General features: G+C 66.4%; 10 protein-coding genes. 7 read left to right on the forward strand and 3 right to left on the reverse strand.

The features are described 5' to 3' along the window. Positions 1-108: 108 nt before the first annotated feature. Positions 109-714 carry a class I SAM-dependent methyltransferase gene (locus EV580_RS08885; RefSeq protein ID WP_133690664.1) on the reverse strand — a complete coding sequence of 202 codons (606 nt, stop codon included), beginning with the start codon at positions 712-714 and terminating at the stop codon, positions 109-111. A 47-nt stretch (positions 715-761) separates the two neighbouring features. Here EV580_RS08885 and EV580_RS08890 point away from each other — a divergent pair, with 47 nt between their 5' ends. Beyond that, complete coding sequence (locus tag EV580_RS08890) at positions 762-1,214, forward strand: tRNA (cytidine(34)-2'-O)-methyltransferase (protein ID WP_502703921.1); 453 nt, start codon at positions 762-764, stop codon at positions 1,212-1,214. On the opposite strand, the gene EV580_RS08895 is transcribed toward EV580_RS08890, so the two are convergent. Further along, on the reverse strand, positions 1,215-1,856 hold the full coding sequence (locus EV580_RS08895; RefSeq protein ID WP_133690666.1) for a nitroreductase family protein: 642 nt from the start codon (positions 1,854-1,856) through the stop codon (positions 1,215-1,217). It abuts the gene before it with no gap. A 23-nt stretch (positions 1,857-1,879) separates the two neighbouring features. Here EV580_RS08895 and EV580_RS08900 point away from each other — a divergent pair, with 23 nt between their 5' ends. After that, positions 1,880-2,290 carry a TIGR03667 family PPOX class F420-dependent oxidoreductase gene (locus tag EV580_RS08900; RefSeq protein ID WP_133690667.1) on the forward strand — a complete coding sequence of 137 codons (411 nt, stop codon included), beginning with the start codon at positions 1,880-1,882 and terminating at the stop codon, positions 2,288-2,290. Positions 2,291-2,450: 160 nt separating this feature from the next. Then, positions 2,451-3,734, forward strand: coding sequence for an HNH endonuclease signature motif containing protein (locus EV580_RS08905; RefSeq protein ID WP_133690668.1), 1,284 nt, complete (start codon positions 2,451-2,453; stop codon positions 3,732-3,734). Position 3,735: 1 nt separating this feature from the next. Here the strand turns inward: EV580_RS08905 and EV580_RS08910 are convergent, their stop codons facing one another. Next, on the reverse strand, positions 3,736-7,029 hold the full coding sequence (locus EV580_RS08910) for an error-prone DNA polymerase (protein WP_133690669.1): 3,294 nt from the start codon (positions 7,027-7,029) through the stop codon (positions 3,736-3,738). An 88-nt stretch (positions 7,030-7,117) separates the two neighbouring features. Between EV580_RS08910 and helR the strand changes: the two genes are divergently transcribed. The 4 genes from helR to EV580_RS08930 all read left to right on the forward strand — a co-directional run bounded on the left by helR (position 7,118) and on the right by EV580_RS08930 (position 12,203). Continuing rightward, positions 7,118-9,325 carry an RNA polymerase recycling motor ATPase HelR gene (helR, locus tag EV580_RS08915; RefSeq protein WP_208114576.1) on the forward strand — a complete coding sequence of 736 codons (2,208 nt, stop codon included), beginning with the start codon at positions 7,118-7,120 and terminating at the stop codon, positions 9,323-9,325. 134 nt (positions 9,326-9,459) lie between these two features. Next, positions 9,460-10,308: a hypothetical protein gene (locus EV580_RS08920; RefSeq protein ID WP_133690670.1), complete on the forward strand. Its 849-nt coding sequence runs from the start codon at positions 9,460-9,462 to the stop codon at positions 10,306-10,308. A 14-nt stretch (positions 10,309-10,322) separates the two neighbouring features. Further along, on the forward strand, positions 10,323-11,162 hold the full coding sequence (locus tag EV580_RS08925; RefSeq protein WP_133690671.1) for a hypothetical protein: 840 nt from the start codon (positions 10,323-10,325) through the stop codon (positions 11,160-11,162). A 195-nt stretch (positions 11,163-11,357) separates the two neighbouring features. Next, positions 11,358-12,203 (forward strand): hypothetical protein, encoded by an 846-nt coding sequence (locus tag EV580_RS08930; RefSeq protein WP_133690672.1) that lies wholly within the window; start codon positions 11,358-11,360, stop codon positions 12,201-12,203. Positions 12,204-12,259 lie beyond the last annotated feature (56 nt).

Genomic DNA, 12,259 nt, shown 5'->3' on the forward strand with positions numbered 1-12,259 from the left:
CAGCGATTGCCCAGCTTCTCCAGAGTCGTTACTGAACAGAGAGATACGGGGCCGACCATGGCATTTGGCCTATTGGGGTGTCGAGCAAATTGTGCTGCGGCACAACTGCTATGCCGGGCGGAGAAGTGCGACGAGAAAGTCGGAGTCGTCGCTAAACGGCCGCACATCCCAGGTCGACAGCAACAGATCGGGTGCGAATCCGGCGTCGGCGACGTCGTCAAAAAACTGCCCGAATTCGTAGTCGCGGCCGGCACCGAAACCGATCACCACTCGGCCGTCGCTCGCGAGGTGGGCGCGCAACCGGGAGAGCACCCGGACGCGGGTACTCGGGGCGAGAAACGTCATGACATTGCCGGCCGAGACGATGACGTCGAACGGTTCGTCGATGCCCCGCGCGGGCAGGTCGAGCTCGGCCAGGTCACCGACGAGCCACCGCGGACCGGGATGATCCTGCTCGGCCGCCTCGATGAGCGCCGGGTCGACATCGACGCCGACCACCTGGTGACCGACCGAGGCCAGATATCCGCCCACCCGGCCCGGGCCGCAGCCGGCGTCGAGAATGCGCGCGCCGCGGGGAGCCACCGCATCGATGAAGCGAGCCTCGCCGGCAAGATCGTCACCGGCACTGGCCATGGCGCGGAAACGCTCGATGTACCACTGCGAATGCCCGGGATCGGCCTCGACCTTCCGCATCCAGATGCTCGTCTCGACCATGTCACCATTATCCGCGTACCCGGAGGGTGGGCGTTGTGTTCAAAGTGATGTTCAATTCGCCGCGGATCGCGCCGAACACCGGCAACGCGATCCGAATGGTGGCCGCGACCGGATGCGAACTGCATCTGGTCGAGCCGTTGGGTTTCGACCTGTCCGAACCGAAGCTGCGCCGCGCCGGGCTCGACTATCACGATCTGGCGTGGGTGACGGTGCACGCCAGTCTTCATGACGCGTGGGAAGCGGTCGGCGACGCGCGGGTGTTCGCGTTCACCGCGCACGCGACGCGGTCGTTCGCCGAGATCGCCTATCGGCCCGGCGATGTGCTGCTGTTCGGTCCGGAGCCGACGGGGTTGGACGACGCGACGCTGGCCGACCCGCACATCACCGAGCGGGTGCGGATCCCGATGCTGCCGGGCCGGCGGTCACTGAATCTGTCCAACGCCGCCGCGGTGGCCGCCTATGAGGCGTGGCGGCAGGTCGGGTTTTCCGGAGCGGTCTGATTACCAGGTGTCCCAATGGGTCAGCTGCTCGGCGGGCAGCCGCTTGGCGGGCTTGAATTCGGTGCCCTTCGTGTAAGCGATCGGCCACAGCCCGCCCTGGGCGTACTGCTCGTAGGGAATGCCGAGGATCTCGGCGGCCTGCTTCTCGCCGTCGCCGATGAGATGCAGTGTCGTGTACGCCGAGCCCAGACCGCGCGAGCGCAGGGCGAGCATGAAGCTCCAGACGGCGGGCAGCAGCGAGCCCCAGTACGACGCACTCATCCCGGCCGGTGCGCCGTCGGGGCGGCCCTCCAGGCACGGGATCAGGAACACCGGAGCCTTCTCGAGGTTCTGGTTCAGGTACTTGGCCGAATCCAGCACCGCATCCATCTGGCCGTCGCGCATATCGCCGCGGACCGGCTTGGGCAGATCGAGGTACGGCGTGGCGTTGGCGCGGTAGATATCGGCCAGTGCCTTCTTCTTGGCGGGGTCTTCGACGAAGACCCACTGCCAGCCTTGGGCATTGGATCCGGTGGGCGCCTGCAGCGCCAGATCCAGACACTCCATCAGCACCTCACGCGGCACCGGCCGGTCGAAGTCGAGCCGCTTGCGAACCGATCGGGTGGAGGTCAGGAGTTCATCAACGGTCAGATCGAGTGTCATGGGCTGAGACTACATTCGGGGCCATGGCAATCGAACTGAGTCAAGAGGTGCGCGATCGGCTTGTCGGCGACAACTTCGGCTGGTTGACCACAGTCGCCAAATCCGGCCAACCGGTACCCAAGTTGGTGTGGTTCTTCTTCGACGGCACCGACGTCCTCATCTACACCGCCCCCGGCTCGGCCAAGGTGCGCCACATCGGCTCGCATCCGCGAGTCAGCCTGAATCTGGACTCGAGCGGCGACGGCGGCGGCATCATCGTCGTGGGAGGTCCCGCCACCGTCGACAGCGAGGATGCCGACCCGCGTGACGACGCGGCGTTCTGGGCGAAATACGGTGCGCAGTCAGATCAAGCCGGGTTGACCGATTCGATGGGCGGATACAACCTGCGGCTGCGGATCAGCATCGACAAGGTGTGGACGACGCCGACGGAGTAGTTGGCTCGAAGCACGAATCCGATTGGCCACCAACGCAGTCCGGTGGACGGTCGACGTCGGCCGCCATGCCCGCAGCCGCGTTTATCCACAGTCTCGGATTCATCCACAGATTTGATTCCGAAGTCTCTTTTTGTCGGTTGTTCGAACTAGTGTTCGATACATGGGTTCGATCGATGCGGCACTGGATGCACTCGACGCCGCGGTCGAACTACTGGGTGCCGCTGATATCGAAGATCAGCCCGCTCCGGAGCGGTTCGCGGCCATCGAGCGGCTAGAAACCGCAATGCGCCGACAGATCGCGATCTCGCACGATCAGATCACCCACCTGGAGCGCTACGAGGGCTGCCCACCGATCCCGATTGTGTTGGCTGACGTGTTACGGATTAGCCGGGCGGCTGCCAAGCGCCGGGTCCGTGACGCCGAGCAGTTGACTCCGCGCACCACATTGACCGGCGAGACTCTCGCGCCGCCGTTGCCCGAGACTGCCAAGGCATGGGAGACCGGGCGCCTCGATGGTGAGCATGTGCGGGTCATCCAGAAGTTCTTTCGCGAGCTACCCGATCATGTTGGGCCGGTGGAGATCGAGAAGGCCGAGCGCACCTTGGCTCAGCACGCTCAGACCATGCGGCCCGATCAGCTGGAGAAGATCGCCGACCGGCTGGCCACTCACCTCAACCCCGACGGAAAGTTCTCCGAGGAGGACCGGGCCCGCAAGCGCGGCTTCCAGTGGTGCGGGGGTCAACGACCTGACGGCATGAGTGTCGGAAAGCTGATCGCTGATCCACTGCTGCGGGCCCAGCTGGATGCGTGGTTCGCGAAATTCGCCGCACCGCAGCCCGAAGATCTGCGCAGTCATGCCCAACGCCAGCATGACGCGTTGACAGAGTTAGTGGGCAGCCGCCTTGGCGATCCGAAACTGGGCCAGCACAACGGACTTCCGGTCACCATGATCGTCACCACCACGCTGCAAGACCTCCAGAACGGCGCCGGACACGCCGTCACCGCCGGCGGAACGCTGGTCCCGATGACGGATCTGATCCGGGCAGCGGTGCCGTCGTATAACTATCTGGCGGTGTTCGACGGCGTGAGCGGCCAGTCGCTGTGGCTGGGCCGCAGCAAGCGGTTGGCGTCCGCAGATCAGCGAATCATGTTGCTGGCCAAGTATCGTGGCTGCACCGCACCGGGGTGCACCGTCAACGGCTACAACACTCAAGTCCATCACGCCGCCAAAGACTGGAAGCACGGCGGCGCCACCGACATCGACGACCTCACCCTCGCCTGCAAATGCGACAATCTCCTGGTCGAGAACGACGGGTGGGCCACCCGCCAACTCGCAGGCGGCCACACCGAATGGATCCCGCCACCCGATGTACCGCTCATCGGCGGCACCAACGACTTCCATCACCCCGAACGCTTCCTCCCCAAAGACGACGAAAAGGATTAGCTCACCGGAAGTCCCGCGAGCGGGAGCCTACCTTCAGGGTGATTGGGCCCATCCGTTCGGCCATCACCGTCACTGCCCCCGTGGCGTTTTGCACCTGCCCGCGGATCAGCAGGGCCGAGGCGGTCTGGGCCAGTTTGCGATGCCGGGTCCACACCCCCGGCGTACACAGCACATTGACCATGCCGGTCTCGTCCTCGATGTTCATGAACGTCACCCCCTGCGCGGTAGCCGGACGTTGCCGATGCGTCACCGCACCGGCGATCAGCACCCGACTGCCATCCGGCACGTCCAGCAGCCGATCGGCCGGGAGCACCCCCATCGCGTCGAGGTCTTCCCGCAGGAACTGGGTCGGATAGCTGTCCGGCGAGATGCCGGTGGCCCACACGTCGGCAGCCGCCAATTCCACCTCGGTCATGCCGGGCAGGGCAGGCACATGCGACGACGAGCCGACACCGGGTAGCCGGTCAGCTCGCTGAGTGGCCGCCGCTCCCGCCGCCCACAGCCCCTCCCGGCGGGTGATCGAAAAGCAGCCCAGCGCCCCGGCGGTGGCCAGCGCCTCGGTTTGCGGAACCGAAAGCTGCACCCGCCCAGTCAAATCCAGCAGTGAGGTGAACGGCCCTTTGGCGTCACGCTCGTCGACGATGCACTGAGCCAGTTCGTCGCCGATATGGCGCACAGCGCCAAGCCCCAGCCGGACGTCAAGCCCGGAGTTCTCCAGGGTCGGGTACGCCAGGCTGGCATTGACATCGGGACCATGCACCTCGACGCCATGCCTGCGGGCGTCGGCGACCAGCGACTGCGGCGAGTAGAAGCCCATCGGCTGAGCGCGCAGCAGCGCGGCGCAGAACGCCGCCGGGTGGTGCAGCTTGAACCACGAGGAGTAGTACACCAGCGAGGCGAAGCTCAGCGAATGACTCTCCGGGAAGCCGAAATTGGCGAAAGCTTCCAACTTGTCGTAGATCCGGTGGGCGACATCGCCGGTGATGCCGTGGCGTTGCGCCATCCCGGCGTAGAACCGGTCGCGCAGCCGCCGCATCTTCTCGGTCGAGCGCTTGGACCCCATGGCCCGGCGCAGCTGGTCGGCCTCGGCCGCCGAGAAGCCTGCGCAGTCCACCGCCAGCTGCATGAGCTGCTCCTGGAACAGCGGCACCCCCAACGTCTTTCGCAGCGCGGGTTCCATGGACGGATGGTCATAGGTGACGGGCTCCAGTCCGTTGCGCCGCTTGATGTACGGATGCACCGAGCCACCCTGGATCGGCCCGGGGCGGATCAGCGCCACCTCCACCACCAGGTCGTAGAACACTCGTGGCTTCAGCCGCGGCAGGGTGGCCATCTGGGCGCGCGACTCCACCTGGAACACCCCGACCGAATCGGCCTTCTGCAGCATCTCGTAGACCGCCGGCTCGGACAGATCCAGCTTGGCCAGATCGACCTTGATGCCCTTGTGCTCGGCGACCAGGTCGATGACATAGTGCAGCGCCGAGAGCATGCCGAGACCGAGCATGTCGAACTTCACCAAACCGATTGCCGCACAGTCATCTTTGTCCCATTGCAGGACGCTGCGGTTCTCCATGCGCGCCCACTCCACCGGGCACACGTCGGCGATCGGCCGGTCACAGATCACCATGCCGCCGGAGTGGATGCCCATGTGCCGCGGCAGATTCTTGATCTGGACTGCCAGGTCGACCACCGGTTCGGGGATGCCCTCGACGTCCGGCGAGTCAGCCCCGGAGTGCCAGTGGCTGATCTGCTTGCTCCAGGCGTCCTGCTGGCCCTGGGAGAAGCCGAGTGCGCGGGCCATGTCGCGCACCGCACTCTTGCCCCGGTAGGTGATGACGTTGGCGACCTGCGCGGCATAGTCGCGGCCGTAGCGGTCGTAGACGTACTGGATGGCCTTCTCCCGAAGGTCCGATTCGATGTCGATGTCGATATCAGGCGGCCCGTCGCGGGCCGGAGAGAGGAACCGTTCGAAGAGCAGTTCATTGGCGATCGGGTCGACGGCGGTGACGCCCAGCGCGTAGCAGACCGCGGAGTTGGCTGCCGATCCCCTTCCCTGACACAGGATGTCGTTCTCCCGGCAGAACCGGGTGATGTCGTGGACCACCAGGAAATAGCCCGGGAACGTCAGCCTGGCGATGATGTCGAGTTCACGTTCGATCTGGGCGTAGGCCTCCGGAGCGCCGGCGCGCGGTCCGTAGCGCTGGGCCGCACCGACCATCACCAGTTCACGCAGCCAGCTGTCCTCGGTGTGCCCGTCTGGTACATCGAACGGAGGCAGCTGCGGCGCGATCAGCGCCAGGCCGAAGGCGCACTGTTCACCGAGATCGGCTGCGGCGCTGACAGCTTCGGGATGGCGCGCGAACAGCCGGGCCATCTCGTCACCAGAGCGCAGATGCGAACCGCCCAACGGGGCCAGCCAGCCGGCGGCTTCGTCCAGCGACTGGCGGGCCCGGATCGCCCCTATCGCCATGGCCAGCCGGCCCCGGCTCGGCTCGGCGAAATGGGCTGCGGTGGTGGCGACGACACCGACCCCGAAGCGCGGTGCGAGCGCGGCCAATTCGGCGTTGCGCTCGTCGTCGAGCGGATCGCCATGGCTGGTGAGTTCGACACTGACCCGGTCGCGGCCGAAGCGGTCCACCAGGTCGGCCAGCGCCGCGGCGGCTTGCTCCGGACCACCCTCCGAAAGCGCCTGCCGGACATGACCTTTCCGACAGCCGGTGAGGATGTGCCAATGCCCACCGGCAGCCTCGGTGAGCGCGTCGTAGTCATAGCGCGGCTTGCCCTTCTCCCCACCGGCCAGATGCGCGGCGGACAGCTGCCGGGACAGCCGGCGATAGCCCTCCGGGCCACGGGCCAGCACCAGCAGGTGCGGACCAGGCGGGTCGGGCACCTCGGTGCGGGCGGTATTACTCAGCGACAGTTCGGCACCGAACACGGTGCGCATGTCGAGTTCCTTGGCCGCCTCGGCGAAGCGGACCACGCCGTAGAGGCCGTCGTGATCGGTCAGCGCGATCGCCCGCAGGTCCAGCCGCGCTGCCTCTTCGACGAGCTCTTCGGGGGTGCTGGCTCCGTCGAGGAAGCTGTAGGCCGAATGCGCGTGCAGCTCGGCGTAGGGCACGGCCGAGCGCAGCGAGCGCTCACCGGGGGCTTCGTACGGTTCCCGGTGCCTCGACCAGGCCGGGCTGTCCCCGCCGTCGGCGTGCGGCTCCCCAAGCGACAGGCCGGAGCGGCGCGGCTTGCCGTTGAGCACCCGCTCCATCTCCGACCAGCTCGGTGGCCCGTTGAACCAGCTCACCCATCCGAGCATATCGAACATGCGTTCGATTCGCAGCCGCAGTCTGGCGGGTAGACGAGGATGGACACGAGCCACAGAAATGAGGGGTATGTCGAAGCACGCGCACGAGCACGAACTGGAATCTGAACAGGAGTACGTGACCGGCCTCTACGAACGGCTCGACGGCAAGCGCATCCGCGTCAAGGCCCAGTACCGTGCCGCACTCGGAGGTCCGATCGACCTCCAGGACGGCGGAACTCTGGTCGCCCGGGACGCCGAGGTGCGGGCGCTTGCGCAATCGGCGGCGCGGTTGGACATCGCCGACCAGGGGTTGTGTTTCGGACGCCTGGACGCGATTTCCGGTGATCGGCTCTACGTCGGCCGGATCGGCATCTTCGACGAGGACAACGAGCACGAACTGCTTCTGCTCGACTGGCGGGCGCCTGCAGCCCGCGCCTTTTATACCGCCACCGCCGCCAACTCCGAAGGCATGCGCCGCCGTCGCCAGTTCCACTCCATCGGCCGACGACTGGTCGACTTCACCGACGAAGTCTTCGGCCTTCCCGATCCCGATGCCGGCGACGACAGTCCGTTCAGCAGCGACGCGGCCCTGCTGGCCGCGGTCAACGCGCCCCGCGGTCCCGGTATGCGCGACATCGTGGCCACCATTCAGGCCGAGCAGGACGAGATCATCCGGCTCGATCATCCGGGCGTGCTGGTGATCGAGGGCGGCCCCGGCACCGGCAAGACCGTGGTGGCCCTGCACCGCGTCGCGTACCTCCTCTACACCCAACGGCAGCGGATCGAACGCCACGGGGTGCTGGTCGTCGGGCCCAACCAGGCGTTCATGAATCACATCGGACGGGTGCTGCCGTCGCTGGGTGAATCGGAGGTGGTGTTCATGACAGTCGGCGATCTACTGCCCGGACGTCATATCACCGCCGAGGACACCCCGGATGTCGCCCGTATCAAGGGGTCTCGTGCCATGCTCGATGTCCTCGCGGCGGCGATCGCCGACCGCCAGCGTCTGCCCGATGAGCCACTGGAGATCCCGCTGGCCGATGTCACGCTGCAGATCGCCCCCGACACCGCGCAGTGGGCCATCGACGAAGCGCGCGCAAGCGGGTTGCCGCACAACGCCGCTCGTGCGGTGTTCCGAGAGATCGTCACCTACGTGCTGACCGAGCGCGGTACCGCCCGGATCGGTCGCGGCTGGCTGACTCGCGACAATCGCGACGCCTGGGAGAAGGTGCGCACCGATCTGACCGCCGATCTCGACGACAACGAGCGGTTCGTCGCCGCCCTGGACGAACTCTGGCCGGTCGTCGAACCAGACGATCTGCTGGCCGAGCTCTACACCTCAGCCGAGCGGCTACGCGCCGCGGGGGCGGACCCGGCCCTGTGGCGCGAAGACGGGACTGCCTGGACGGTGTCGGATGTGCCACTGCTCGACGAACTGGTCGACCTGCTGGGCCGCGACAAGGCCACCGACGATGCCGCCGAGCGGGCACGTAGGGAAGAAACCGACTATGCCAGAGGCGTTTTGGAGAACATGGTCGCGCATGAGGACTTGATGGACGACGAGGATCATCTGCTTGCCCAGGACCTGATCGGCGCCGAAGACCTCGCCGAGCGCTTCCTCGAACGCGACACCCGTGATCTCGCCGAGCGCGCTGCGGCTGACCGGGACTGGACTTACCGCCATGTCGTCGTCGACGAGGCCCAGGAGCTCTCGGAGATGGACTGGCGGGTGCTGATGCGCCGCTGCCCGAGCCGATCCTTCACGGTGGTGGGCGATCTCGCGCAGCGCCGCTCGATGGCCGGGGCGACCTCGTGGGCCGAGATGCTGGAGCCCTACACCCCCGGCCGCTGGGTCTACCGATCGCTGTCGGTGAACTACCGCACGCCCGCAGAGATCATGACCATCGCCGCCGCACTGCTCGCCGAGTTCGCGCCTGACGTCCAGGCGCCGGAGTCGGTGCGCGCCTGCGGAATCCAACCCTGGTCGCGGCGCGTAACCGCCGACGGCCTGACGGCCGCCATCGAGGAATTCGTGGCATCCGAAGCCGCTCACGAGGGCACCAGTGTCGTGATCGGACCGGCGGACGTGCCGGGTGCCGTCGCTCCGTCGGAGACCAAGGGTCTGGAGTTCGACGCCGTTCTGGTGGTGGAGCCCGACCGCATTCTCGCCGACGGGCCGCGCGGTGCGGCGGAGCTGTATGTGGCCCTGACCCGTGCCACCCAGCGGCTGGGTGTGCTGCACGTGGACCAGCTGCCCGCGGCACTGAGCGGGCTCGCCGAACACGACGCCCGGTAATTCTGCGAAAAGCTGGCAAATATCTGTGCGCACGCTGTGAATAGCTGGAAAGCTGTGCACGGCGGATTCCCCGTGGGGAAGAAAAGCCGACGAGCCTCGCCGGCACCGCCCCTCATGAGGAAGAGAAAGACCTGATGGAACTCGCCGCCCGTCGTTCCATGCGCTCCGTCGCCGCCCTGACCGCAGTCGGGGCTCTCGCGCTGACACCCATCGCGATCGCGCCGCCGGAACTGCACGCACCCAGCATCGCGGCAACCCGCATCGCCACCGAGGCCGTTCAGCTCACCGACGCCTGGTACGACCTGCTCAACAACACCCTCAACAACGTGGGTGTGCTCGGCCAGCTGTTCCTCGGGGGAAACAACACCTGGCCCTTGCCGAACCCGACCATTCCGCTCGCGCCGATCGCCACACAGCTGGTGCTCAACCCGCTGATCTACACCGTGCAGCTGCTCACCGGCCAGGGAGCCGACATCCCGGCCGAGATCTCCACTCATGTCTCGCAAGTGCTGGGCGTGATCCAACTCGTCGTCACCCAGGTGCCACCGATCATCTTCCAACAGATCCAGGCGCCGTTCTTCGCCATCCAGCAGGCCCTCGAATCCATTGCCAATAGCGCGAACCTGCTGCTCGGGCTGATCGAAGCACCCGCCGTTCTTCTCGACTACGCCATCAACAGCCAGTACGGGCTGTTGGGCGGCACGGGCCCGGTCGCAGTCGGGATCATCGTCCGGAACCTGTTCGCCAAGGCGCTCGAGACTCCCCTGCCCACGGTTGTGCTGCCGTTCAAGAAGGCCGGCGGCGCGGCGGCGACGTCAAAGACGCTGACGCCCAAGGCCACAACGGTGACCGCCCCGTCGGGCACGGCGAACTCGGCCCGGTCCAAGCCCAAGACGCCATCGTCGGCTTCGGCAAGCGCCAAGAAGGCCGGCACCGCCAAGGCCGGCAGCGCGCGCAACGGCGTGGGCCGCGGCAAGCGTTAGCGGAGGACAGCCTGATGGAACTCACCGCCAACCGTCCCATGCGTACCGTCGCGGCGCTGACCACCGTCGGGGCGCTGGCCCTGACCCCGCTTGCGATTGCACCCCCCGATCTGCGAGCGCCCAGTGTCGTCGCCACCCGCATCTCCACCGAATCGGTTCAGCTCACCGACGCGTGGTCCGACTTGCTCACCAACACCGTCGAGAACACGGTTCAGCTCGCTGGATTGTTCCTCGGGTTCGATAGCGGTGCCCCACTGCCGAATCCGGGTTTCCCGCTTGCACCGATCGTGACGCAGTTCGCGCTCAACCAGCTGGTCTACCTCGGCGCGCTGCTGACCGGTCAAGGCGCCCAGATCCCAACGGCGATCGCCACCCACCTGTCGAATCTCGCCAATCTCGGTCAGGGGCTGGCCAACGATCTTCCCGGCATCGTCATCGATCAGCTGCGGACGCCGCTTGGCGCACTGTCGGCGGCTTGGCAGACGGTCACCAACAGCAGCAACCTGCTGATCGGGCTGCTCGAAGCTCCTGCCGTTTTCCTCGATGTGTTGCTCAACAGCCAATACGGATTGATCGGCTTCAACGGCCCGATCGCGGTTCCGATCTTCATCCGCAACCGGTTGGCCACGGCGATCGAAATTCCCCTGCCGAACGTCGTGCTGCCGTTCAAGAAGGCAAGCGGCGCAGCGGCGACGACCGTGGCGCCCAGAGCTGCGGTGACCGCACCGTCGGGCACGGCAGGTTCGGCTCGGACCAAGCCCAAGGCGTCGTCATCGGCCTCGGCGAGCGCCAAGAAGGCCGGTGCAACCAAAGAGGGCAGCGCACACCGCGGAGTGGCCCGCGGTAAACGATAACCGTCGGGGATCACAGTCTCCTGGCAGGAGATTCACAGACTCGCCGTGAGAGCAACTGTCTCCCTTACCAATTCAGCACAGAACCGCAAATAATCGTGCGGGTGCTGCCAAGCTGACTCACGGCGGATTCCCAGCCCACGGAATTGAAGCCGACGAACCTCGTCGACGCCGCCCCTACGAGGGAGACACTCTGTGATGGAACACGCTCGTCGCCCCCTTCGCACGGCCGCGGCATTGGCCGCTGCGGGAGTGCTGGCTTTCACGCCTGTCGCTCTCGCGCCGCCCGAGCTGCACACACCCAGCCTCTCGCCGACGCACATCTCGGTCCAGCCTGTCCAGCTCGCCGACGCCTGGTCGGACCTGTTCGCCGCCACCGCGGCGAATGTCACCGAAATCGTGAAGCTGTTCGTCGGGGCCGAGAACGGTGTCCCGCTGCCGAATCCGACGATCTTCCTGGCGCCGATCGCAACCCAGTTCGCTCTCAATCAGCTGATCTACCTGGGCCAGCTGTTCACCGGTCAGGCCGGCCAGATTCCCGGCGAGATCTCGACCCACCTGACCAATGTCGGGAAGGTGTTCGGTGAAGTCATTCCCGCCTTGCCACAGCTCCTGAGCTTGTGGATCAAGACGCCGTTTGTCGCCGTTCAACAGGCCCTGCTGTCGATCAGCACCGCGACAAACCCGCTCATCGGATTGCTCGAAGCGCCCGCGGTATTTCTGAATTTCGCCCTGAACACCACCACTGGACTCCTCGGCGGGGAGGGGCCGATCGCCTTTCCGATCATCGTCCGCAATGTGTTGGCCAAGGCCATCGATCCCCCGCTGCCGGCATGGCTCGCGCACATCCTGCAGCCCGCCAAGGTACCCAGCGCTGCCGCGTTGACGCCGAAATCCGCGATCAGCGCGAAGGTGTCCGCATCATCGGCCACAGCGTCCTCGGCTCGCTCGAAGCCCAAGCCGACGGCCAACGGCGCCCGGAAGCACTCGGCCACAGCGAGCAGTCACGGCGCAGGCGGTGTCGGGCACGGCAACCGTCACTAGCTGGCAGCGACCCGCACGTGGCCGGCGAGCAATCACTCGGTCACCCCTTTGGGTGA

Source organism: Mycobacterium sp. BK086, assembly GCA_004362315.1.
GTDB lineage: Bacteria > Actinomycetota > Actinomycetes > Mycobacteriales > Mycobacteriaceae > Mycobacterium.